20 protein-coding genes and 1 pseudogene are annotated in these 22,931 nt (G+C 64.6%); 11 read left to right on the top strand and 10 right to left on the bottom strand.

Features of this window, described 5'->3' with window-relative positions:
• Window positions 1–30: 30 nt before the first annotated feature.
• From OKW30_RS01350 to OKW30_RS01310, 9 genes are all read right to left on the bottom strand, one after another.
• On the bottom strand, window positions 31–2,862 hold the full coding sequence (locus tag OKW30_RS01350; protein WP_429345771.1) for an ATP-binding protein: 2,832 nt from the start codon (window positions 2,860–2,862) through the stop codon (window positions 31–33).
• Complete coding sequence (locus OKW30_RS01345; RefSeq protein ID WP_429345770.1) at window positions 2,859–3,956, bottom strand: substrate-binding domain-containing protein; 1,098 nt, start codon at window positions 3,954–3,956, stop codon at window positions 2,859–2,861. The genes OKW30_RS01350 and OKW30_RS01345 overlap by 4 nt, the downstream gene beginning before the upstream one ends.
• Before the next feature lie 331 nt (window positions 3,957–4,287).
• A complete protein-coding gene (locus tag OKW30_RS01340; RefSeq protein ID WP_429345769.1) occupies window positions 4,288–5,616 on the bottom strand; it encodes an NAD(P)/FAD-dependent oxidoreductase in 1,329 nt (442 codons plus the stop codon).
• A 52-nt stretch (window positions 5,617–5,668) separates the two neighbouring features.
• Complete coding sequence (locus OKW30_RS01335) at window positions 5,669–6,013, bottom strand: cupin domain-containing protein (protein ID WP_018422376.1); 345 nt, start codon at window positions 6,011–6,013, stop codon at window positions 5,669–5,671.
• A complete protein-coding gene (locus tag OKW30_RS01330; RefSeq protein ID WP_429345768.1) occupies window positions 6,010–7,002 on the bottom strand; it encodes a M14 family metallopeptidase in 993 nt (330 codons plus the stop codon). Before OKW30_RS01330 ends, OKW30_RS01335 begins: the two co-directional genes overlap by 4 nt.
• Before the next feature lie 2 nt (window positions 7,003–7,004).
• The gene (locus OKW30_RS01325) at window positions 7,005–8,483 is read right to left on the bottom strand and encodes an NAD-dependent succinate-semialdehyde dehydrogenase (RefSeq protein WP_429345767.1); all 1,479 of its coding nucleotides are present in this window, start codon (window positions 8,481–8,483) and stop codon (window positions 7,005–7,007) included.
• An 83-nt stretch (window positions 8,484–8,566) separates the two neighbouring features.
• Window positions 8,567–9,655: a tartrate dehydrogenase gene (locus OKW30_RS01320; RefSeq protein WP_429345766.1), complete on the bottom strand. Its 1,089-nt coding sequence runs from the start codon at window positions 9,653–9,655 to the stop codon at window positions 8,567–8,569.
• A gap of 94 nt (window positions 9,656–9,749) precedes the next feature.
• Window positions 9,750–10,673 carry a 2-hydroxyacid dehydrogenase gene (locus tag OKW30_RS01315; protein WP_184071940.1) on the bottom strand — a complete coding sequence of 308 codons (924 nt, stop codon included), beginning with the start codon at window positions 10,671–10,673 and terminating at the stop codon, window positions 9,750–9,752.
• Window positions 10,674–10,679: 6 nt separating this feature from the next.
• On the bottom strand, window positions 10,680–11,564 hold the full coding sequence (locus tag OKW30_RS01310) for a GNAT family N-acetyltransferase (protein ID WP_429345765.1): 885 nt from the start codon (window positions 11,562–11,564) through the stop codon (window positions 10,680–10,682).
• Window positions 11,565–11,882: 318 nt separating this feature from the next.
• On the opposite strand from OKW30_RS01310, the gene OKW30_RS01305 reads away from it, so the two are divergent.
• The 11 genes and pseudogenes from OKW30_RS01305 to OKW30_RS01255 all read left to right on the top strand — a co-directional run bounded on the left by OKW30_RS01305 (window position 11,883) and on the right by OKW30_RS01255 (window position 22,282).
• A complete protein-coding gene (locus tag OKW30_RS01305) occupies window positions 11,883–12,497 on the top strand; it encodes a cupin domain-containing protein (RefSeq protein WP_184071936.1) in 615 nt (204 codons plus the stop codon).
• Window positions 12,498–12,962: 465 nt separating this feature from the next.
• Window positions 12,963–14,456: an aldehyde dehydrogenase family protein gene (locus OKW30_RS01300; RefSeq protein ID WP_429345764.1), complete on the top strand. Its 1,494-nt coding sequence runs from the start codon at window positions 12,963–12,965 to the stop codon at window positions 14,454–14,456.
• A gap of 106 nt (window positions 14,457–14,562) precedes the next feature.
• Entirely contained in the window at window positions 14,563–15,231 is a 669-nt protein-coding gene (locus OKW30_RS01295; RefSeq protein WP_184071932.1) for a haloacid dehalogenase type II, read from the top strand.
• An 81-nt stretch (window positions 15,232–15,312) separates the two neighbouring features.
• Window positions 15,313–16,590 (top strand): NAD(P)/FAD-dependent oxidoreductase, encoded by a 1,278-nt coding sequence (locus OKW30_RS01290; protein WP_429345763.1) that lies wholly within the window; start codon window positions 15,313–15,315, stop codon window positions 16,588–16,590.
• A 77-nt stretch (window positions 16,591–16,667) separates the two neighbouring features.
• Window positions 16,668–17,471 (top strand): ABC transporter substrate-binding protein, encoded by an 804-nt coding sequence (locus OKW30_RS01285; RefSeq protein WP_184071928.1) that lies wholly within the window; start codon window positions 16,668–16,670, stop codon window positions 17,469–17,471.
• A 114-nt stretch (window positions 17,472–17,585) separates the two neighbouring features.
• Window positions 17,586–18,242 carry an amino acid ABC transporter permease gene (locus tag OKW30_RS01280; RefSeq protein ID WP_184071925.1) on the top strand — a complete coding sequence of 219 codons (657 nt, stop codon included), beginning with the start codon at window positions 17,586–17,588 and terminating at the stop codon, window positions 18,240–18,242.
• A gap of 18 nt (window positions 18,243–18,260) precedes the next feature.
• Window positions 18,261–19,037: an amino acid ABC transporter ATP-binding protein gene (locus tag OKW30_RS01275; protein WP_184071923.1), complete on the top strand. Its 777-nt coding sequence runs from the start codon at window positions 18,261–18,263 to the stop codon at window positions 19,035–19,037.
• Entirely contained in the window at window positions 19,034–19,345 is a 312-nt protein-coding gene (locus OKW30_RS01270; RefSeq protein ID WP_187630696.1) for a (2Fe-2S)-binding protein, read from the top strand. The genes OKW30_RS01275 and OKW30_RS01270 overlap by 4 nt, the downstream gene beginning before the upstream one ends.
• Entirely contained in the window at window positions 19,324–20,700 is a 1,377-nt protein-coding gene (locus OKW30_RS01265; protein WP_429345762.1) for an FAD-dependent oxidoreductase, read from the top strand. Before OKW30_RS01270 ends, OKW30_RS01265 begins: the two co-directional genes overlap by 22 nt.
• Window positions 20,697–21,869: an NAD(P)/FAD-dependent oxidoreductase gene (locus tag OKW30_RS01260; protein WP_184071918.1), complete on the top strand. Its 1,173-nt coding sequence runs from the start codon at window positions 20,697–20,699 to the stop codon at window positions 21,867–21,869. The genes OKW30_RS01265 and OKW30_RS01260 overlap by 4 nt, the downstream gene beginning before the upstream one ends.
• Before the next feature lie 11 nt (window positions 21,870–21,880).
• Window positions 21,881–22,282 (top strand): annotated as a pseudogene (locus OKW30_RS01255) (helix-turn-helix domain-containing protein).
• Window positions 22,283–22,374: 92 nt separating this feature from the next.
• On the opposite strand, the gene OKW30_RS01250 reads toward OKW30_RS01255, so the two are convergent.
• The gene (locus OKW30_RS01250; protein ID WP_429345761.1) at window positions 22,375–22,878 is read right to left on the bottom strand and encodes an Lrp/AsnC family transcriptional regulator; all 504 of its coding nucleotides are present in this window, start codon (window positions 22,876–22,878) and stop codon (window positions 22,375–22,377) included.
• Window positions 22,879–22,931 lie beyond the last annotated feature (53 nt).

Here is a 22,931-nt window from a genome sequence, read left to right as displayed (position 1 = left end):
GATGATGCGGTTCGCGTTCTGAGGCGCGAATCACCGCAGTAGCCTCCTTTCCAGATATTGCTCGACGAAGCTGAGGATCGCCTTGGACCGGTAAGCCTTCGCCAATCGGCAAAGGTGGTCTGCGAAGGGTCGATAGCGCTCGTCGAGCTCGCTCAAGTGTCGGGCGTGTTGCACGATGGCACGCATGTCGCCGAGTCGCGCCAGGTAGTGCAGCGCTTCGATCTCGCCCTGCGGCGGTGCCATCAAGGGCCCGGTAAAAGGAGCGGCAGCGGGTACAGCCGTGTGGTCCGCGCCAGTGACTTGCCCCTTGGTCGCTTCGTCGATCCACTCGACATTCATGAGCGATGCGACATGGGACAATAGCCGGCCGAAATCGATCGGTTTGGCAAGAAAAGCGTTTGCGCCGGCCGCGAGACTTTGCGCCGCATCGGTCCCCGAGGCACTTGCGGAGACTGCGACGATGGGCAGATCCCGGAACTCGGGCATCTGGCGCAGGCGACGCGTGGCTTCGAGCCCGTCCATCCCGGGCATGACCACATCCATCAGGACAAGCGCAGGATGCAGGGAGCGGGTTTTCTCCAGAGCTTCGGATCCGTTGCCAGCCTCCGCCATGTCGAATCCGAGCGGCCCCAGCATATCGACCATCACGGCACGGTTCTCCGCCACGTCATCCGCGACCAGGATAGCCTTGCGCGGCCCCTTGTAGCCGCTCACGATCCGTCCGGACGCGGCGACAGCCGCCGGGGGCGCCACCACCTGGACATCCAGTTCGATCGAGAAGACGCTGCCGATATCGCGGCGACTCTCGATATGGATCTCGCCGCCCATCAGGCGTACGAGTTGCCGGCTGATGGCGAGCCCGAGCCCCGTGCCGCCGAAGCGGTGCCGGTCGTCGCTCACTTGCTCGAAAGGCCTGAAGATTTCCTCCAGGCGCCCTTCATCTATCCCAATGCCGGTGTCCTGCACTTTGAAACAAAGTCGCGAGGGCGGCGTAAAAGCGACGCTCAGATGCACGCTCCCCTGCTCGGTAAATCTGATCGCGTTGGAAAGCAGGTTGAGCAGCGCCTGACGCAGCCGTATTTCGTCCGCCCGGACAGCCGCGGGCAGATCGGGCTGCATCTCGCAAGCGAAGGCGAGTCCCTTTTCGGTTGCCTTGACCCGCATCGTCTCGGCGACAAAGTAGACGAACTGTTCGAGCGGAACGTCGGAAAGATTGAGTTCCATTCGTCCAGCTTCGATCTTGGCTATATCCAGGATGTCGTCGATGAGCATCAGCAGGTGTTCGCCGCTGCGCTGGATGACTGCGAGTCCGTCGATCTGGCGTTGATCGAGAGTCGTGTCGCGTGTGAGGATCTGCGCGTAACCAAGAATCGCGTTCAGCGGCGTACGCAGTTCGTGGCTCATGTGCGCGAGAAAGTTACTTTTTGCCTGGTTGGCCGTATCTGCATGTTCCTTGGCCACGGCGAGTTCCGCTGTCCGTTCTCGGATCATGTCTTCGAGGTGCTCGCGATAGCGCCGCAATTCCGCTTCGGCATGCTTGTGCTCCGTGATGTCGCGTGAGATGCCGAGCAGGAACTGCGGCACGCCGCGCACATCGGCGATCGGGATCTTCATCGTGTGCACCAGGCGCACGCCATGTCGCGTATGAACCGGCTCTTCCGGTATGTCGATCATGTGATGCGACTCCAGCACGGCCCGATCCTTGAGCGCGAAGAATTCAGCCTCCGCCGCGGGAAACAGATCGTGGACGGACCGGCCGAGGAGCTCCTCGCGCCGGTAGCCGAGAAGTTGCTCCGCCGCCTTGTTGCAGCGCACGAAGCGCAAGGTCGCGGCCTCCTTGACGAAGATCGTGTCCGGGATGTTTTCGACGATGCTGTTAAGAAAGTTCTCGCTTTCCCGGACGGCATCTTCGGCGTGCTGACGTTCGGCGATCTCGGCCGCCTGACCCGCAAGCGCCGTACTGAGTTCGGCCGTGCGCTGTGCGACCCGCGCCTCGAGTCCGGCGTTGAGCTCCTTCAACGCATCCTCGGCCTGGCGGCGCTGGCGCCGGTCTTCAAGGAACTGCTCGACTGCGCGCGCCATATCGGCAATCTCGTCGCCGCCGTGCACGGGGACTCCGGCTTGCGTGCTCCCGGCATCGCCGTGCCGCAGAAAGTGACTGACGCGGCGCAGGCGCGCCACGACATGGCGCCCGAGGAATTCGCGGGCGATTAGCCAGGTGAGCAGCAGGCTCACCGCGACTCCACCCGCCACCCATTTGCGTGTGCGATCTGCGCGAACGGCCAGATCCTGGACTGCTTCGCGGTAGTCGCGCGTCAAAAAATCGGACTGCCGTTGCGCCGCGACGGCCAGAGCCTCGGCCGCGCCGCGCAGGTCCTTGTCGAGGCTGGTCAGCGACACGCCCGGCCGCTGCCCATCCGCCGGCGCACCCCGGGGGCCGAGCGCGGTCTCGCGCACCTGCGCCTCGATGTTGGCGATGTTGCGAAAGCGTTGGCTCGACCGATAAAGCGTCAGCGCGTCGACCCCTGGGTCGTCGCTTGCGGCCGCGGAGGCCAGGCGGTCAACCAGGCGGTCGAAGGATGCCAGCTGTTCGAGCACATGCCGATGGGTCTCGCGCACGGCATCGATCGTATCGTCGCGAGACAACTGCAATGCGAGGCGTTCAATGGTCAGCGTGTGCTGTACCAGATCCTGCGCATCCGCGAGGCGCGTGAGCCGCTCTTCGGCCAGCTCACGGATCGAGTGGGCCGAACCGGTCAACGAGTAAATCGTCGTGGCTCCGACGACGACCACCAGCGCGGCCAGGCACGAAACAACGAGCGCAAATTGAGCGGTGAGCGATTGTGGGAAAGGCAGTTTCACGGTCGTTGCCAGATCTGACGATAAATGTCGCGATAGCCGTTGTCAGGGTCGTAGAGTAGACGATCGCCGCCGTCCGCGGCGACGTTGTCCGCCGTCACGAGATGCACCGGCGTCACGTAACCCGTGACGCCAACGCCCGCGAAAAGTCGGTTCATTTCGTCGACCAGTTGCCAGCCGTGCAGATTCAGGGGTTCGGCCACGGTGCCGGTCTGGAACGTGCCGGTGCGGATGCGCAGGAAGGCGGACTCGCTGCCGTCGCCAGCCGACAGCATGATCATTGCAGCGTTCGGCATTCCCACCTGGGTCAACACCGGGGCGGCGTAGTCGAAGTAGATGTCGTTGATCGCCAGCGCACAGGTCCAGCGCGGGCCGTAACGCGCGAGCAGGGCGCGTGTCGTCCCCGGCACCAGTTCCCGGCTGCGCGAAATCGCCACGTCGCGCACTTCAAGCAGGGTACAGCCACTGCACGCGCGAACGACGGCAGCCATTTCATCCGCCTTGCCTTGCGCAATTCGGAAATTGGAATCGGTGAAGATGACGACGCCCGCATGCCCGCCGGACTGCACGATGGCCGCGAGCGTGGTCACGCGCGCGACCTCGAGCGGATCCGTCGACACGTTCATCGCCACGGGCGTGCCGGGCACCGGTCCGGCCCGGGCCGCGACATGCCAGCCGACGATCGGGATGTTGTTCTCGGCAAACGGCCGCAGCGCGGGGAGCAGCGCGCGTGCGTCGCCGCCGGCGAGGATCAGACCGTCGGGGTGGCTTGCCAGCGCATTCGCGAGCATCTTCAGACGCAGGTCGGCCGCACCCGCGGAATCGAAGATCCTCACGCGCCAGCCGATCACCTTGGCCGCCTCCAGCACACCATCGACCACACCGAGGATGCCGCCGTTGCGCAAATCCTCGGCGACGACCGCGATGTGTTTTCCAGATTGCGCAGGTGGCCCGTTGCGTGGCCCCTTCCAGGGTGCAGCGGATCGCGAAGCGGCGTCGACCACTCGCCTGGCCAGGGCCAGGAAGTCCGTCGCGGCGACCGGGGCTCCGGGCGCAGGGCCAGGCAATAAATCCTGCGCCGCGGCGGCCGGCAGCACACACGCGCAAGCCAATGCCAGAAGGAAGCCCTTTCATGCTGTTCCCCCCATGGGCTCCGTCGAGGTCGATTGGGGTTGCCCAAAGCCGCTCGCGGATGACCTTTTTAGCAGGATATTACAAGCCGATTCCCGCGTGTCATCGGTCATGCGCTGGCGCAGATCGGATCAAGCGTGGTCGGCACTCAACTGCAATGGTCTGATGGTCAGTGTTTGCCACGATTGCGCGATCAATCGTTCATCGATCGCAAGCCATAAACATGAGATTTCGCGGGGTACGCTGAGCGCGGCTGTACAGCACTGAAGGCCCGCTTTCGCGGGGCGACGTCGGGTGTTACATCATCTCGGGTTTCGCCAGCCGGGTGCCATCGCTAAAGCGCGTCAATCGATATGGCTGTGTCTCGATCCCTGTCGCGTCGTCCGTCACGATGCGGCTAGCCAGCATGCCGGCTCCCGGTCCCAGCCCGAATCCATGACCGCTGAACCCCGAAGCGATCACAAGGCCCGGCCTGCTCTCCACGCGTGACATCACCGGCACCAGATCGGGCATCGTGTCGATCGCGCCTGCCCACGCATGAGCGATACGCAATCCCGACAGTTCGGGAAAGACCGTCGCAACGTTTTGGAGTGCACGGGTCGGCCACTCGGCATCGGGCACGGGATTGAGAACCCGCGTCACCTCGAACGGAGAGATGTCGTCGTGGCGCCAGTCCGCACTTCCTTCGGGGCCGCCGAAGAAAGGTTGCGCGATCCGGAATTTGAGCTTCTTGGTGAGTTTGCTGCGGAACATCTGGCGAAACTTGACCGCGTGCCGCAGGTTCTGTGGCGCGATCTCCATGCGTCCATAGCCGGGCACCGCGATCGTGTAGCCGCCGTCCAGCCGCCGCCGCAACGCGAAGTTCGGGCCGGAGAAGCACCCGTCTATCACGGCCGGCGCTTCCGCCGTGCGCAGCGCGGTGCCGATCACATTGACCGCCGGCAGATCGATCCCATGGTGCCGGCAGAACAGGGCGCTCCACGCGCCGCCGGCCAGCACGACGCTGCTCGCGCCAATCCGGCCGCGCTCGGTCCATACGCCGGAGATTCGACCCGCGCTGCTGTCGAGTCCGCGAACCGCACAGGTCTGATGCACGCGCGCGCCGAGTCGTTGCGCGCCTCTTGCGATGGCAGGCGCTGCTCGCGACGGCTCCGCGCGTCCATCGGAATGCGACCACACGCCGCCCGCCCACTTCGCCCGACTATGCGGAACGCGCGCGGCCAGTTCCCGAGCCGACAGCAGCTGACTGTCGAAGCCGAGCGCGCGCGCCTTGCCGAGCCATGCTTCCCACTGGGCGACATCGGCAGACTGCTCGCTTCCGTACAGAATGCCGCTGCGCCGAAAACCGATGTCCTCGCCGAGTTCGTCGCTCAACTCGCCCCAACGCTTCAGGCTCTGCATCGCGAGCGGCAACTCGTAAAGGTCGCGGTTCTGCTGACGCACCCAACCCCAGTTGCGCCCCGACTGCTCCGCGCCAATGATGCCTTTTTCGAGCAGCACGACCGATACGCCGCGCCGTGCCAGCTCGTAAGCGGTGCTGACGCCGATAATGCCGCCGCCGATCACGGCTACGTCGCAGCGATCGGGGAACCCCTCGCTATTCGGGACTTCGTCGATTCTTAGCATGTTTGAGCAACCATGATTGACATGAGCAGCCGGATACCGGGTGCGTACGCTGTCAGAAGATCACGTAGATCTTCCGCAGCGTTTCATCGATGTTCCAGAGTCCTTCCGTGTTGGCTTGGAAAAATAGCGTGTCGCCGGCGGCGAAGCGGACCGTGTCTTCTCCGTCGGGCGTGAAGGTGCCGCTGCCCTTGATGAAATGCATCACCTCCGCCTGCTTGACGGAGCGCCGATAGGTGCCGGGCGAGCACTCGAACACGCCGGTATCGATTGCTTCGTGACCGGGAATGACGTACTGGCGTCCCGATACGCGCGACGGTTCGGTACCGGGCAGGCCCGCGGTTCCCCAATCCTCCAGTGCGGAGACTTCTGCGGCTTGCCTGATCTGCTGAACTTTCATTGCGCTGTTTCCTGTTGTCGTGAGCGGAGGTCGATACGTCGTTCGATCCGGCCTAGCCGGACCACGGTGACGCCGGCGCGCAACTGGCGCAGCGAGGGCATCACCAGCATGCAGTCATCGTACGGAGTCGAGACTGGCTGACCGTCGGACCATGCGATCACGGTGCCGGCCTTGTCGAACGTCTCGAGGCCTGTATAAGGACCCGCGAAACGGAAATCCATGCTCCTGGCGACGACCGGTTCGGTCACGCGCACGATGCGCATTTCGTCGGGCAATGGCGCGATCCAGCCGGGCGGCAGGTCGGCTGCGTCGACGATGCCCGACAGCAACAGAAAGCGTGCGGTGCAGTCGCGCGCAACCGTCACCGCGCTGGCTTGCCAGTGCTGGCCGCATTCGATCAACAGGGCATTCTTCGGACTCGCGTCGTCGCCGAAGCCCTCGTAGTCGCGCATCCGGCGGCCTTCGGGATGGCCTTCGTCCTGAATCACGGTGGCGGGCGTGCCGAGCCGCTCGGCCAGTTCGGCTCCCTTGCGCAGCGGCCCCGCGACGATCAGCGGTGCGCTTTTTTCATGCATCGAATGCAGGTCGAGCAGCAGATCCACTGTGTCGATCACCGGCCGCATCGCGCGCGCACGATCGAGTTCCGACGAGCGGGTCGCCAGATCGTCGAGCTTCGCGGCGGTCCAGACGCGGTTGAAGTCCTGATCGACGAAACGCGCTTTGTCTGGTGTCGCGGGATCGAACCGCGCATACGCGGCGACGTTCGCGAACGACAGCGTGAGCTTGCCGCGGCGCGGGCGCAGGCCGCTGCGCAACAACGCGTCGACGGTGATCGCGCCGCACACTTCGTTGCCATGCGTGAGCGCATTGATCATCACGTGCGGCCCGGCTTGGCCGGAGTCGAACGAGTGCACGTATGCAATGCCGGTATTGCCGTCGGCGTGCACCGAGAGGTCCGGAAATGCGACTTCGATCGGATAGGCTTCCATGTTTACTCCAGACCTCCCTGACACAGATACTTGATCGACAGATAGTCATCGAGACCATACTTCGATCCTTCGCGACCGTAGCCGGATTCCTTCACACCGCCGAACGGCGCCGCTTCTGAAGCGAGCGCGCCTTCGTTGATACCGACGATGCCAGCTTCCAGGGCGCGCGAGACACGCTCGATACGGCGCATGTTCTCGCTGTAGAAGTACGAGGCGAGCCCGAACGGCGTGTCGTTGGCGGCCTGCACCGCTTCCTGCTCGCTGTCGAATGGGAACAGCGGCACGACCGGGCCGAAGGTTTCCTCGCCGCACAACACCATCGACGACGTGGCGTTACCCAGCACCGTGGGCGCGTAGTAGTGCGGTCCCAGCTCGGTGAGCCGTCGTCCGCCCGTCAGCACGAGCGCGCCGTTCTCGAGCGCGTCCTCGACATGACGAGCGATCTTGTCCACAGCGCGCTCATTGATCATGGGCCCGATCTGCGAGGCGGGGTCGCTGGCGGGTCCGACCCGCAGTTCGGCCACTTTCGCGCACAGCAGCGCGGAGAAACGTTCGTATACGCCGCGCTGCACGAAGACGCGGTTCGGACACACGCAGGTCTGCCCGCCATTGCGGAATTTCGCGGCCAGCAGGCCATTGACCGCGGCATCGAGGTCGGCGTCGTCGAATACGATGAACGGCGCATTGCCGCCGAGTTCCAGCGAGAGCTTCTTCAGCGTGCCCGCCGATTCGCGCGCGAGATGCTTGCCGACGGGCGTCGATCCGGTAAACGTGATCTTGCGGACACGGCTGTCGGCGAGCCAGTCGCCGACCGTCTCGGCCGCCGCCGCACGCGAAGCCGAGATCAGGTTGAGCACGCCGTTCGGCACGCCCGCCTCGTGCGCCAGCATCACCAGTGCGATCGCGGTGAGCGGCGTGTCTTCCGCGGGTTTCGCGACCACCGTGCAGCCCGCCGCGAGCGCGGGTGCGATCTTGCGCGCGATCATCGCAAGCGGAAAATTCCAGGGCGTGATGGCCGCGACGACCCCGATCGGTTCCTTGACCGCGCTCATCCGTTTGCCGCGCTGCTGCTGCGGAATCAGGTCGCCGTAGATGCGGGTGGCTTCGTCGGCGAACCACGCGACGTACGACGCGCCATAGTTCACCTCGGCGCGTCCTTCGGCGAGCGGCTTGCCTTGTTCGAGTGAGATCAACGCACCGAGTGCGTCGCGATTCGCGACGATCAACGCGTGCCAGCGGCGCAGTACCGCCGCGCGTTCGCTGGCCAGCCTCGCGCGCCACGCGGGCAGCGCTTTGGCGGCGGCGTCCGTGGCCGCTCGCGCGTCGCTGGGGCCGCTGTCGGCAACTTCCGCGATCAGCTTGCCGGTCGCCGGATCGGTGACCGCGAAACGCCGACCGCTCGCGGCGGCGACCCACTCGCCGTTGATGAAGTTCTCCGTGCGGATCAGCGCGCGGGCCTGTTGTTCGAGATTCGTGCTCATATGAGGTCTCCGTGCCGGTTGGCATGCGATGGCAGAGCGCCCGACGCGCGCCGGGCAGTCAGTGCTGCCTGCTCTGTGAGTGATCAGGACGGATTGGCGACCCGAGCCGCGATCGCCGCGCCGACCTCCAAGGTCGATGCGCTGCCGCCCAGGTCGCCCGTGCGCGGGCCTTCCTTCAGCACCCGCGTGATCGCGGCGACGATGGTGTCGTGCGCATCGCGCTCGACACCCGCGCCGTGGCCGAGAAAGTCGAGCATCATCGCGGCCGACCAGATCATCGCGACCGGATTGGCAATGCCCTTGCCGGCGATGTCGGGCGCCGAGCCATGCACCGGCTCGAACAGCGACGGAAAACGCCGATCGGGATTCAGGTTGCCCGACGGCGCGATGCCGATCGTCCCCGTGCACGCCGGCCCGAGATCGGAAAGGATGTCGCCGAACAGGTTCGATGCGACCACCACGTCGAAGCGATCCGGGTTCAGTACGAAGCGCGCGCACAGGATGTCGATGTGCTGACGGTCCATCTTCACATCCGGGTAGCGGGCGGCCATTTCATCGGCGCGGGCGTCCCACCACGGCATGCTGATCGCGATACCGTTGCTCTTCGTTGCAACCGTGAGTTTTTTCGCTCGACGCCGTGCAAGGTCGAACGCGAACTTCATCACGCGCTCGGTGCCGTGGCGCGTGAAGATCGACTGCTGCATCACGACTTCGCGCTCGGTGCCCTCGAACATCGTGCCGCCCACCGACGAATACTCGCCTTCGGTGTTTTCGCGCACGATCATGAAGTCGATATCGCCCGGCTTGCGGTTAGCGAGCGGGCAGGGCACGCCTTCGAACAGCCGCGCGGGGCGCAGGTTCACGTACTGGTCGAATTCGCGGCGAAACTTCAGGAGCGAGCCCCACAGCGAAATATGGTCGGGCACCTTGTCGGGCCAGCCGACCGCGCCGAACAGAATCGCATCGCAGTCCTGCAGTTGCGCCTTCCAGTTGTCGGGCATCATCTGGCCGTGTTGCGCGTAGTAGTCGCACGACGCCCATTCGATATGGCGGTAGTCGATGCCGATGTCGAAGCGTTTGCATGCGGCGTCCAGCACGCGCAGGCCTTCGGGCATCACTTCGGTGCCGATGCCGTCGCCGGGAATCACGGCAATGCGGTATTTGCGGGTCATACGTCTCTCTCCTTGCCGTGATCGCGCGCCGTCTGCTGACGCCGCGCGGATGGCGAAATGGGGTTGCGTTCGGGGGTCGGGCCGCGCATGGGTATCAGTAGCCGCGCGTCCGGTCGATCAAGCCGTTCATCCGCTCGCCGCTGCGATAGCGGCGCAGGTTTTCCAGTACCGCATCGACGGCCGATTCGGGCCGCGTCGCGCTCGCGATATGCGGCGTGATGCGCACGCGCGGTTGCGCCCACAGCGGATGGTCGGTGGGCAACGGCTCGGGGTCGATGACATCGAGCACCGCGCTGTGAATCTGCCCGCGTTGCAGCGCGTCGAGCAGATCGGCGCTGACGAGTTGCGGTCCGCGGCCGACGTGAACCAGCGACGCGCCTCGCGGCAGCATGTCGAATACCCGCCGGCAGAGCAGGCCGCGCGTGGCGTCCGTGAGCGGCAGCAAACAGATCAGGATGTCGGCACGGGCGAGCAACTCATCGAGCCCGGCCTCGCCCGCATAGCAGTCGATCCCTTCGAGCGCATGCTTCGAGCGGCTCCAGCCCGCGCAGGCGAAGCCGAACAGCCGCAAACGCTCCAGTACCGCACGGCCAAGCATGCCGAGGCCGAGCACGCCGATTCGACGCGACGCGGCGGCGCGCAACGGCATCGGCTGCCAGACGCGCGCCCGCTGCTGCAACCCGTAATCGAACAGATCGCGGTGAATCGCCAGCACCGCCTCGGTGACATATTCGACCATGCCTTCGACGATGCCCGGCTCGAGCATCCGCACCACCGGCAGATGCGCCGGAATCTGCGACAGATCCAGTTGATCGACTCCCGCGCCGACCGAAAACACCACTTCGAGATTCGGCAGCGTGAGCGCGAGGTCTCCCGGTTGCCATGCGACCAGATAGCGCACGGCCGTGGGATCGCCGATGTCCGGCCACACCCGGAACGGCACGTCGGGCGCCAGCTGCGCGAAGCGCTCGGCCCATAGCGCTCCACGCACCGGATCGGCTTTGTAGAGGACGGTCATTGGCGGTTACGCCATCGCCTGATTGATGATGCCGAACGCGCGCCAGCCCGGGTCCGGGGCCGCCTCGCGCAAGTCGGCGGGCGCGTTGCGCACCATCTTTTCGACCGAGTCGACGCGCGGCATGCCGACATGGGTCAACCAGTCGTTGATGCCGGCGTCGTCCGGCACGTCGATCCGCACGAAGTCGCCGGCGTGCTGCGCGAGCCAGTACGAAATCAGTGCGCGGGCACGCAGATCGTCGGACCCATGCTGCGCGACCACCGGTCCAACCGAGTAGCCGCGTCCGAACGGACGGAACAGCGAGAAACCGACCACTTCGCCGTCACGTTCGAGAACCACGGCTTGCGCGAACCCGAGCAGCGCCGGTATCGTCGCGCTGCGGTCGAAGCCGCTCGCGCGCGACGCGAGTTCGATCAGCTTCGGCGTGTCGTCCGGCCTCGCGGCACGCAACTGTTCGCCGGGCGGCGGCGCGACAGCGGCCACGCTGCCGAGCGTGCCCTGATGCTGGGTGAGTCCGCCGCAGCTGACGAAGCCGAGCTTTTCGTAAAGCGGCTTGCCCGCGACCGTTGCGTGCAGGAAGGTCACGCGGTTGCCCAGTTCTTCGAGCACCAGTTCCATCAGCCTGCGGCCGATGCCACGGCCCTGTTCGTCCGGCGAGACGATCACGAGGCCGAGCGTGCCGCGGTCCGCGCCGAATTTCCAGCAGAGCGCGGTGCCGATCACGGCGCCATTGTCTTCGGCGACGAAGCCGGTGCCGGCGTCGTACATGAAGCGCCAGTCATCGGCGCGGTGCGGCCAGCGCACCGCAACCGAGAGGCCGTGCGCGGCGGCGATGTCATCGGCAGTGAAGCGGCGATAGGTCAGTGATTTCTTCACGGTTGATTCGGACACTGCAAACTCCTGCTGGCGGCATGATCAGCCTAGACTGTGGCATTCCCGGTGCCTGCTTCATAGGACGATCTTTTTGTTATTCGGGCCGGTGTGTGGTCGGGTCTGCTTCACGGCGGCAGCGGCGCGCAACGCAATTGCACAGGTATTTTTGGCGTTCACCCCGCGGGTGCTATATTCAATATAATGCTGAAAAATTGAATGGGCGTTCATTGTAACGAAGCGGCTGGCGCCTCATCGGATGCGACCGTGCGCGCCCAGCACAACAACCGCACCGGCAGCACATAGGCAGCCGGGCGCACCGTCATCAACGGGAAACACATGCAGCGAACCGAGCTCAGCAAGAAGCGCACGGCCGACCCGGGTCACGGCGACGTCGGCGCTCGTCTGCGCGCGCTGCGCGTCGCGCAGGGTCTGTCGATCAACGAACTGGCGATGCGCGCGGGCGTGTCGGTCGGCACCGTCAGTCAGGTCGAGCGCAACAAGGCCAATCCGTCGGTGCGTATTCTCGAGCGCCTGCGCCTGGCGTTGGAGGTTCCGCTGACCGCGCTGCTCGAAGAAGACGACGCGGTCTCGGACCCGATCACCGGCGATTTCGTGCGCAAGGCGGCCGAGCGGCCGCTGTTCGAAGTCGGCAAGAACGGCATGCAGAAAGAATTGCTGTCGCCGCACGGCGATCACGATTTGCAGATGATGATCATCATGCTGCCGGCCGGCTCCGGTTCCGAAGAGGTGCTGGTGGGCATCGGCGAGAAGGCGGGCCTGGTGCTGGAAGGCACGGTCGTGCTGAATGTCGGCGACCGGCGCTCCGAACTGCGCGCGGGAGACAGCTTCCAGTTCAAGAGCACGGTGCCGCATAGCGTGCGTAACGAAAGCAGGAAGGCTGCTCGTTTGCTGTGGATCATGAACACGCAGCCGCCCGTCATTCATCTTTGATCTGTTTGTTGTACCGGAGCCGCATGTCGTGTGGCAAGCGGCGCTGTCTTCCCTCTCTTTTCCTCGCTCGCTCTGACGCATCGCGTCCGGTTCGCACGGACGGCGGCTGACGTCAACGCCGTTCTTTCTCTCATTCACTTTTCGGTTTTGCATTGCACGACGGAACAGGCGTGTCGCGTCGCCTCGCTCGTGCGCGCCCCAGCCGCGTGGGCTTGCGGCCCGTGCCCACCAGTGCGGCGGTGTGCTCTCCGAGGCAGGCAATGTATCGCAGCGCACAACGAACTGTTCACAAAAGTTTATTTTTGACCACTAGTATTTCATTTGGTGTTCATTAAAATGAACTTCACCCGATGTTCGTTCATTCGGCGGTCGCGATGACGAACAGCAGTGCCGAGTGGTGCCAGCAGTCATCAATGCGTGAGCGCACGCGGCACCACACACTTGAACCTACTGATCAGGCCGGACATGCTCACTCCGTCACTCGACTTCGATCCTTCAGCCGTGCCGTTGCCGCAGGGGCATTTCATTGGCGGTGCGTACTATTCGGCGGCCGAAGCGCAGATCGCCGTTCACCGGCCGTCGGACGGCGCGCTGCTTGGCCATGTGCCGGACGCGTCGGACGCCACCGTCGATCACGCAGTCAGCAATGCGCTAGCTGCATGGAAGACGAGCGGCTGGGGCACCCGCTCTCCGCGCGAGCGCGCGAAGGTGCTGAGCCGCTGGGCCGATCTGATCGATCGCGATGCGGTGAGTCTCGCCCAACTCGAAACGGTCAGCTCGACGCGTCCGGTGACGGAAAGCTATACATCAGATGTGCCGTTCACCGCGGAGGCGATCCGCTTCTTCGCGGAACTGGCCGACAAGCTCGGTGGCGATATCGCGGCCACGCGCCGCGACAGTCTCGGTTTTGTTGCATCGGAGCCGTACGGTGTGATCGGTGCGATTACACCGTGGAATTTTCCGCTGTCGATGTGTTCATGGAAGTGCGGTCCGGCGCTCGCGGCGGGCAACGCGGTCGTGATGAAACCGTCGGAAATGACGCCGTTCTCGACGCTGCGTCTCGCGGAACTCGCGATCGAAGCCGGCATTCCGCCCGGCATCTTCAACGTGGTGAATGGCCGTGGAGCGACGGCGGGCGCCGCGCTGACGCGTCACCCAGGCATCTCGAAGATGAGCTTCACCGGTTCGACCCGCACGGGCGCCGCGATCATGAGCGACGCCGCGATGCACGGCACCAAGCCCGTCACGCTGGAACTCGGCGGCAAGAGCCCGCAACTGGTGTTCGAACATGTGCGAGACCTCGAGCATACGGCGCGCTGTGTGGCCCGCGGCTTTACGGCCAACGGCGGCCAGGCCTGCGTGGCCGGCACGCGGCTGATCGTGCACGAGCGCATTGCCGAGCCGCTGATCGCCGCCATTCAACGGCAACTGCAGCCGATCAAGCCCGGCCCGCTGTGGGACATCCGCACCGCTTATTCGCCGATCATCAGTGGCGCCCAGGCGCGACGCATCGAAGCGCTGATCGGGCAGAGCCGCGAGAGCGGCGCGGAAGTGATCTTCGGCGGCGGCTTTTTCGAAGGCACCGACGAAGGCTATTTCCACCGCCCGACGCTGCTCGCCAATGTGACTTCAGAGACGCCCGCCGTGCGCGAGGAACTATTCGGCCCGGTGCTGACGGTACAGACATTCGCCGACGAGGAAGAGGGCATCGCGCTCGCCGCGCATTCGATCTACGGTCTCGCGGCGGGGGTCCATAGCAGCGACATCGGTCAGGCGCTGCGGGCGATGCGCCGCATCGCCGCGGGCACCATCTGGATCAACCGTTACGGCCGCAGCGGCGACATGATCATTCCGACGGGCGGCTTCGGCCAGTCCGGTATCGGCAAGGATCTCGGCCGCGAAGCGATGGTGGCGAGCATGCGGCACAAGAGTGTGCTGATCGATTTCGAAACGCTGTGAAGCCCGGCTTTACACCTGATAGACGCAAGCATCAACCGCACTGATTCAACCCGAAACTGAACCCCGAGCCTGCAACCAGGTTCGCCACGACGACAGGATGTTGACCATGATCGATTTCGAGCCGAAGTACATCACTTTCGACTGCTATGGCACGCTGACCAACTTCCAGATGGGCCAGACCGCGCGCGAGCTTTACGGCGACAAGCTGGACAAGGCGAAGATGGATGAGTTTGTCGAGTTCTTCCGTGGCTACCGCCTCGACGAAGTGCTGGGCGCATGGAAGCCCTATCGCGACGTGGTCGTGAACTCGGTGCGCCGCACCTGCGAACGCACCGGCGTGCCGTTCGACGAAGCGACCGCACTGAAGATCTATGAGGCCGTGCCGAGCTGGGGCCCGCACGCGGACGTGCCGGAAGGGCTGTCGCGACTGGCCTCGAAGTACAAGCTCGTGATCCTGTCGAATGCGTCGGACGACCAGATCCACAGCAACGTCGACAAGCTCGGCGCGCCGTTCCACAAGGTCTACACCGCCCAGCAGGCGCAGGCGTACAAGCCGCTGCAGAAAGCCTTCGAGTACATGTTCTCGCAACTGGACTGCAATCCGGAAGACGTGCTGCATGTGTCGTCGAGCTTCCGCTATGACCTGATGACCGCGTACGACATGGGCATCAAACACAAGGCGTTCGTCAACCGCAGTCACGAGCCGCTGAACCCGTATTACGGCGTCAACGAAGTGTCGGGCATCCCGCAACTGGCATCGCTGCTCGGCCTCTGATTCGCACGTCCGGCCTTCTCACGACATCGCTTCCCGCGCGCCGTTGAAAGCGGCGCAACCAACCGACAGGAACGCATCACGATGAAGCTCGACTCCTACTGGCTCGACACTGCGCCACGCTTTACCAGCGGCGTCCAGGGTCCGCTACCGCAGCGGGTCGACGTTGCGGTGGTCGGCGGCGGCTTCACCGGGCTGTCGGCTGCGTTGGAGCTGGCCAAACGTGGCATGTCGGTGATCGTGTTCGAGGCGGGCCGACTCGCGGCGCAGGCATCGGGCCGTAACGGCGGCCATTGCAATACGGGCGTCGCGCAGGACTACGCCGCGTTGTCCGCGCGCATCGGCAGCGACCGCGCGTCCGAGTTCTACCGTGCATATGCCGGCGCCGTCGAAACGGTGAAAACGATCATCGCAGAGGAGCAGATCGATTGCGATCTGCGCCACTCCGGGAAGATCAAACTCGCCGCGAAACCGCAGCATTTCGCGTCGCTCGCGAAGTCGTACGAGGTGTTGCGGCGCGAAGTCGATTCCGATGTCGAACTCGTGCCGCCCGAGCAGATTCGCAACGAGATCGGGTCGGACAGCTTTTTCGGCGGCCTCGTGCAACGCAACGGCATGCAGATGCACATGGGCAAATTCGGCGTGGGTCTCGGCACGGCAGCGGCACGGCGTGGGGCGCAGATCTACGAGAACACGCCGGTGACGAACCTCAAACCGCTCGGCGGCAACGCGTTCGACGTGCAGTGTCCGCTCGGGACGGTACGCGCCGAGCGCGTGCTGATTGCCACCGGCGCGTCGCAGGTCGGTCCGCTGCAATGGTTCCGGCGCCGCATCGCGCCCGTCGGCAGCTTCATCGTCGCGACCGAGCCGTTGGGCAAGGCGCGCCTCGATGCGGTGTTGCCGACGCGCCGCTCGTATGTGACGACGCTGAACATCGGCAACTATTTTCGTGCGACGCCGGACGAGCGTCTGCTGTTCGGCGGCCGCGCGCGCTTCGCGATGTCGAATCCGCGTTCGGACGAGAAAAGCGGGCGGATTCTGCGTGATGGGCTCGCACGCTATTTCCCGCAACTCGCCGACGTGCGCATCGATTATTGCTGGGGCGGCCTCGTCGACATGACGGCCGACCGGCTGCCGCGCGCAGGCCAGCACGAAGGACTGTTCTATTCAATGGGCTACAGCGGCCACGGTGTGCAGATGTCCGTGCACATGGGCCGTCTGATGGCCGACGTGATGTTCGGCGCCGCCTCGCGCAATCCGTGGCGAACGCTCGAATGGCCCGCGATTCCAGGACATTTTGGACGCGCGTGGTTTCTGCCGCTCGTCGGCGCGTATTACAGGTTGCAGGATGTACTGCATTGAATGGATCGACTGATCGCTACCGTTAGATGGTCGGGCAGCGCGTAGATTGAAAATCACTATTCCCAGAGGAAATCCCCATGTTGCGTTTCATGTTCCAGCCTGCAGCCGCCGTCCGCTTCAACACTGTGCAGCGCTTTGCCGCCGGCGCGGGCCTCGCGATGACGATGATGTTCGGCGCCGCCCACGCTGCCGAAACGGCGACGCTCACGGCGGGCTCGCCGCCGTCGAGCGCGCCGACCACGTTCATGAACGTGAAGACGCAGCAGATCGAAGGCCTGATGCCGGATGTCGTCAAGGAGATCGGCAGGCGCGAAAACTTTAACGTGTCGTACGACGCGGTGCCGTTCTCGGCGCTGATCCAGTCGGTGGTAGCGGGCAAGATCGACATCATCGTTGCCGGCATGACGCCGACGCCGAAGCGCGCCGAAGTGGTCGATTTCTCGCAGCCGGTGACGGCGTTTGGCGAAGGCATCATCGTGAAGGACACGAACAAGGCGGTCTATCACTCGGTGCAGGACCTGAAGGGCATGACGGTCGGGGCGCCGACCGGTACCGACTACGGCGATCAGTTGAAGAAACTCGGCATCTTCACCGAAGTGAAGATGTACGACAGCCCCGCCGACATGACGCGCGATGTCGCGCTTGGCCGCATCGTCGCGGGCTTCAACGACTATCCGATCCTGAAGGCCCAGGAAGCCGCGGGCGCGATGGCGGGGACGCGGGTCGACGACGCGTATGTGCCGATGGAAAAGTTCGACATCGCGATCGCGGTGAAGAAGGGCAATAGCGCGCTGATGGCGAAGATCAACGACGCGCTGACGAAGATGAAGGCCGACGGCACGCTCGACGCGATCCTCAAAAAGTGGCACCTCGTGAGCTGATTGGCTTCGCGTGAAAAGAGCCGTGCCCGCGGCGACGCGGGACTCGTCCTGCCAGGTCCGTCGCGCAGCGGCGCGGCGGACTGAACGAATACGAAGAGCAATGGAAGGCACGACATGCACTGGCAAGATATAGCCGACTTTGTACCGATTTTGCTGGAAGGCGCGGTGATGAGCATCGTCATCACGCTGGGTTGTCTGGTGTTGAGCACGGTGCTCGGCCTGACCTGGGCATTGCTGAAGATGTCGCGCTATCCCCTCGTCGTACGCGGTGTGAGCACGATGATCAACGTCGTGCGCGGCCTGCCGATGATCGTGCTGCTGTTCTACATCTACTTCGTGCTGCCGGAAATCCACATCCAGGTGTCGGCGCTGCAGGCCAGCATCATTGGGCTTGGTTTCGGTTACTCGACTTACGTCGCGGAAATTTTCCGGGCGGGTATCGAGGCAGTCGATCCGGGCCAGTACGAAGCCGCGCAGTCGATCGGCATGGGCCGCGTGAAGACGATGATACGGGTGATCCTGCCGCAGGCGATCAAGGTCGCGCTGCCGCCGTACAGCAACACGCTCGTGATGATGCTGAAGGATTCATCGCTCGCGTCGACCATCACGGTCGCCGAAATGACGCGCGAAGGCCAACTGATCGCGTCGTCGACGTTTCAGAATCTGACGGTATATACGCTCGTCGCGCTCGGCTATCTCGCGATGAGCTTGCCGCTGATGAGCATGACCCGCACGCTTGAACGACGTTTCGGTCGGCACAGGGCGAGATAAGTGCGAAGTGAGGATGCGATGATCGAAATCACGAATGTGCACAAGAGTTTTGGCACCGTACCCGTTCTCAAGGGCATTTCGCTCAACGTCCGCCAGGGCGAAGTGGTCTGCCTGATCGGTGCGTCGGGCTCGGGAAAGTCAACCCTGCTGCGCTGCATTAACGCGCTGGAGTCATACGACGAAGGCCAAATCCGTCTGCTCGGCGAGCGCGTCGAACAGCGCGCGCGTAACATCAACCAGTTGCGCACCCAGGTCGGCATGGTGTTTCAGCGCTTCAATCTGTTCCCGCACCGTACGGCGCTCGAGAACGTGATGGAAGGGCCGGTGCATGTCAAGCGCCTCGCGCGCGCGGACGCGCAACGCGAAGCGTCTGAACTGCTCGACAAGGTGGGGCTCGGCCACAAGCTGCACGCCTATCCTCATCAACTGTCGGGCGGGCAGCAGCAACGGGTGGCGATTGCGCGCTCGCTTGCGATGAAGCCGAAGGCGATCCTGTTCGACGAGCCGACCTCGGCGCTCGATCCAGAACTGGTCGGCGAAGTGCTCGGCGTGATGCGCACCCTTGCACGGGAAGGCATGACGATGCTGGTGGTCACCCACGAAATGGGCTTTGCGCGTGAGGTGGCAGACCGGGTGTGTTTTCTACACGCGGGACTCATCATCGAGGAGGGCACGGCGCAGCAGGTGCTGGGCTCGCCGCGCGAGGCGCGCACCCGCGAGTTCCTGCGCCACGTGCTGACCAATCGCAGCGACGCTCACGTCGCGCCCGACGGTATGGCAGGAGCCGCGGCATGAACGGCAGATTCGTACGCGTAGGCGAGACGGTTCGCGCCAAAGTCGAACTGACGATCAACGGCGCGCCGGTCGAAGCGCTGGCCGGGGACACGCTGCTCACTGCGATGCTGTGCTCGGTGCGGCATGTGCGGCAGTCCGAGTTCGGCGCGGAACGACGCGCGGGCTTTTGCCTGATGGGCGCGTGTCAGGACTGCTGGGTATGGACCGCGGACGGCGAGCGGCTGCGCGCCTGCACCACGGTGGTCGAAGCAGGCATGCGCGTCGTCACGACGCAACCGGAGGCGCAATGGCCGAACCTCGCATCGTAATCGTCGGCGCCGGGCCTGCAGGGGTGCGCTGCGCGCAAACGCTGCTGGCGGCCGGCATCCGCCCGATCGTCGTCGACGAAGGCAGGCGCGATGGCGGCCAGATCTACCGGCGTCAGCCCGATGGCTTCACGCGGCCGTATTCGAAGCTGTACGGCACGGAAGCCGCGCGGGCGGAGAACCTCCATCAGACTTTCGAGCGACTGCGCCCGCAGATCGATTACCGTCCGCAGACGCTGGCGTGGAACGTCGCGCAAGGCAAGCTGCATATCGTGCATGAAGGACACGCGAGCGTGTTGCGCTACGACGCGCTGATCCTGTGCCCCGGCGCGACCGACCGGTTGATGCCGGTCAAAGGCTGGCAGTTCGCCGGTACCTACAGCCTCGGTGCCGCGCAGATCGCGCTGAAGTCGCAAGCCTGCGCGATTGGCCGTCAGGTCGTTTTCATGGGTACCGGCCCATTGCTGTATCTGGTCGCGAACCAGTATGTGCAGGCGGGCGCCAGGGTAGCGGCGGTACTCGACACGTCGAAGACCGGTGCGCGCTTGCGCGCGCTGCCCAAATTGCTGGCGCGCGTCGACGTATTGCGCAAGGGCCGCGCGCTCGTGACCGCATTGAAGCGCTCAGGCGTGCGGGTGGAAAACGGCATCGAGCCGCTCGAAATTCTCGGCACTCCGGACGACGGCGTGCTTGGCGTACGCTTTCGCGATGCGCGCGGCAACGTCGCGCAAGTCGAATGCGACGCGGTCGGTCTCGGCTATCACCTGCGGCCGGAGACCCAGCTTGCCGATCTCGCGCGCTGTGCGTTCCGTTTCGACGCGATCACGCGGCAATGGGTGCCGCAAATCGACGAACTCGGTCGCAGTAGCGAAAAGGGCGTCTATATCGCGGGCGATGGCGCGCGCGTGCTCGGCGCGGACGGCGCCGAGGTCGCCGGACGGCTCGCGGCCCACGCTGCGCTGAGCGATCTCGGGCGGCCCGTTGCGGCGACCACGCTCGACGCGTTGACGCGCGAACAGCGCAAAATGGATCGCTTCCGACTCGGTCTCGTGGAGGCGTTTGCGTGGCCTGCCGCGCAGGCGGCGCGTCTGTCCGACGATACGATCGTTTGCCGGTGCGAAGGCATCACCGCGGGCGAACTGCGCCGCGTGGTGCGCGATGAAGGCGCGCAGGAAGCGAACCGTGCCAAGGCCTTTAGCCGTGTCGGTATGGGGCGCTGTCAGGGACGTTACTGCGGCCATGCGGGTGCGGAGGTGATCGCGGCGGCGGCGAACGTGCCGCTCGAGCAGGTTGGCAGACTTCGTGGACAGGCGCCGGTCAAGCCGCTGGCCATCGCAACCGTGGAGGATACCGAGTGAACCGTGCACAAGCCGATGTTCTGATCGTGGGCGGCGGGTTCATGGGTGCGTCCGCCGCATTTTTTCTGAGGCAGCGGGGCCGCTCGGTGATCCTGCTCGAGCGCCAGCTCGTCGGGCAGCAGGCGAGCGGCACCAACTTCGGTAACGTGCGCCGTCAAGGGCGCTTTCTGCCGCAGTTGCCGCTGGCGAACCGTTCGCGCGAAATCTGGGGGCGTCTGCCGGAATTGATCCAGCACGACGCCGAGTTTCTGATGTCGGGCCATGTCCGCGTCTGTTATCGCGAAGAGCAGGCCGACCAGTTCGAAACCTATGCGAAGGAGGCCGCGCACTACGGTCTCAAGCTCGACCTGTTGCGCGGCGACGCGCTGCGCGCGCGGTTTCCGTTTCTCGGTGCGGAGGTGCTGGCGGGCTCCTATTCGCAGATGGACGGGCACGCGAATCCGCGCCTCGCGGCGCCCGCGTTCGCCCGCGCCGCGGCTCGGCTCGGTGCGCGGATCGTCGAAAACTGCGATGTCGTGACGGTGGAAAAAGAGGGCGCCGAGTTTCGCGCCACGAGCGCCGACGGCCGCACGTTTCATGCGCCCGTGCTGCTGATCACGGCGGGTGCGTGGGGCAACCTGCTGTCGGAGCAGTTCGGCGAAGCGGTGCCGATCGCCGTCAACGGTCCACAGATGGCCGTTACCGAACCCGTGCCGTATGCGATCCAGCCGGTGGTCGGCGTGTCGTCGCCGCAGATCGAAGAGGTGGTGTATTTCCGCCAGGTCGCGCGCGGCAATATCGTGATCGGCGGCTGCGCGCGCGCGCCTGCGTATCTCGACGAGCGTCGCGCGAAGGTTCTCCCGTCAAGTACGTTGCTGCAGTTCAGACAGCTGCAGCGGGTCGCGCCGATGCTGCGCAAGCTGAGCATCATCCGGGTGTGGAGCGGCGTGGAGGGCTATATGCCCGATGACAAACCGATCATGGGTGCAAGCGGGACGACCGGCGGACTGTTCTATGCGTTCGGTTTTTGCGGCCACGGTTTTCAGCTTGGTCCGGGCGTAGGCGACACGATGGCCGAACTGATCGACACCGGCGCCACCAGCACGCCGCTCGAGCCGTTCGACATCCGCCGCTTCGCGACCGGTCGGGAGACGGCACCGACAGTGCCGCCCACGTCGCGCGTTGCATGAGCGGAGCGTCGATGCTGAGCCTGAGCCCAACCTCATCATCATCCGCGCCTGAGCTTGCGGGCGCGAGCCGTCATCCGACGCGCGCGCCGAATCGCGTGAGCCGCGCCGTGCAGCGTGCGCTCGACTTCATCGATGCCTGTTTCGCCGAGCCAATCAGCCTGTCCGAACTGGCTGCCGTCGCGCAGTTGAGCATTTCGAGGTTTGCGGTGCGCTTCAGCGCGGAGATTGGCGTGTCGCCGCAGCAATATGTGCGGCTGGTGCGCGTACGGCATGCGCAGCGCCTGTTGCGATGAGGCTTGCCGCCGTCGATCGTCGCGACCGAGGTGGGCTTCTTCGATCAAAGCCATCTATGCCGGCACTTCAAACGTGTGCTTGGCAGAACGCCGGGGGAATGGCTGAGCGCGAATGGTTGACTGCAAGTCGACAGGCCACCGGCGTCGCGCCGGTGGCCTCGAACGCATTCGACCCGATCGGGCCGGCACGCGCAGCCGAAACCGTCACCGCTTCATTGATGCTGCTGAGAGAAGAGGGTTTCCAGCGGGTATTCGGATTTCACGAATGGCGTCTTGATGATGACGTAGCTGAAATACTTCTCGATGCCGATGTCGCGCTCCAGCAGCCCTTCGATCACGCTCTGATAATGATTGACGCTGCGCGTGACGAACTTCAGCAGGTAATCGTAGCCGCCGCTCGCCAGATGGCATTCAATGATCTCGTCCACGGGACGGATCGCCGCCTCGAACTTGACGAAGTCTTCGCGACGATGGTCGGCGAGCGTGACCTCGGTGAACACGATCTGCACGTCACCGAGTTTCTGCAGTTGGATATGTGCGCCGTAGCCGACGATATAGCCGGCTTTTTCAAGCCTTTTCACGCGAATCAGACAGGGGCTCGGCGAGAGCCCCACGGCGTCCGCAAGCTCGACGTTCGTGATACGGCCTTTCTTCTGGAGTTGCGAAAGAATACGCAGGTCGATCCGGTCCAGCTTCGTGTCGCCGCTTGTCGTCATGTATCGGTCTGCCCGTCGAAGGTTCTGCTTTTCGCTTCGTTGCGCTTCGCTTT

It is taken from the genome of Paraburkholderia sp. Clong3 (genome assembly GCF_050436485.1).
GTDB classification, from domain to species: domain Bacteria; phylum Pseudomonadota; class Gammaproteobacteria; order Burkholderiales; family Burkholderiaceae; genus Paraburkholderia; species Paraburkholderia tuberum.
This window is presented reverse-complemented; position numbering and strand designations above follow the sequence as displayed.

Bases quoted from the DNA above. Each gene is read 5' to 3' on its own strand.
- OKW30_RS01340 (WP_429345769.1), bottom strand. From the start codon at position 5,616: ATGCTAAGAATCGACGAAGTCCCGAATAGCGAGGGGTTCCCCGATCGC.
- OKW30_RS01335 (WP_018422376.1), bottom strand. From the start codon at position 6,013: ATGAAAGTTCAGCAGATCAGGCAAGCCGCAGAAGTCTCCGCACTGGAG.
- OKW30_RS01330 (WP_429345768.1), bottom strand. From the start codon at position 7,002: ATGGAAGCCTATCCGATCGAAGTCGCATTTCCGGACCTCTCGGTGCAC.
- OKW30_RS01325 (WP_429345767.1), bottom strand. From the start codon at position 8,483: ATGAGCACGAATCTCGAACAACAGGCCCGCGCGCTGATCCGCACGGAG.
- OKW30_RS01320 (WP_429345766.1), bottom strand. From the start codon at position 9,655: ATGACCCGCAAATACCGCATTGCCGTGATTCCCGGCGACGGCATCGGC.
- OKW30_RS01315 (WP_184071940.1), bottom strand. From the start codon at position 10,673: ATGACCGTCCTCTACAAAGCCGATCCGGTGCGTGGAGCGCTATGGGCC.
- OKW30_RS01305 (WP_184071936.1), top strand. From the start codon at position 11,883: ATGCAGCGAACCGAGCTCAGCAAGAAGCGCACGGCCGACCCGGGTCAC.
- OKW30_RS01300 (WP_429345764.1), top strand. From the start codon at position 12,963: ATGCTCACTCCGTCACTCGACTTCGATCCTTCAGCCGTGCCGTTGCCG.
- OKW30_RS01295 (WP_184071932.1), top strand. From the start codon at position 14,563: ATGATCGATTTCGAGCCGAAGTACATCACTTTCGACTGCTATGGCACG.
- OKW30_RS01290 (WP_429345763.1), top strand. From the start codon at position 15,313: ATGAAGCTCGACTCCTACTGGCTCGACACTGCGCCACGCTTTACCAGC.
- OKW30_RS01285 (WP_184071928.1), top strand. From the start codon at position 16,668: ATGTTGCGTTTCATGTTCCAGCCTGCAGCCGCCGTCCGCTTCAACACT.
- OKW30_RS01280 (WP_184071925.1), top strand. From the start codon at position 17,586: ATGCACTGGCAAGATATAGCCGACTTTGTACCGATTTTGCTGGAAGGC.
- OKW30_RS01275 (WP_184071923.1), top strand. From the start codon at position 18,261: ATGATCGAAATCACGAATGTGCACAAGAGTTTTGGCACCGTACCCGTT.
- OKW30_RS01270 (WP_187630696.1), top strand. From the start codon at position 19,034: ATGAACGGCAGATTCGTACGCGTAGGCGAGACGGTTCGCGCCAAAGTC.
- OKW30_RS01265 (WP_429345762.1), top strand. From the start codon at position 19,324: ATGGCCGAACCTCGCATCGTAATCGTCGGCGCCGGGCCTGCAGGGGTG.
- OKW30_RS01250 (WP_429345761.1), bottom strand. From the start codon at position 22,878: ATGACGACAAGCGGCGACACGAAGCTGGACCGGATCGACCTGCGTATT.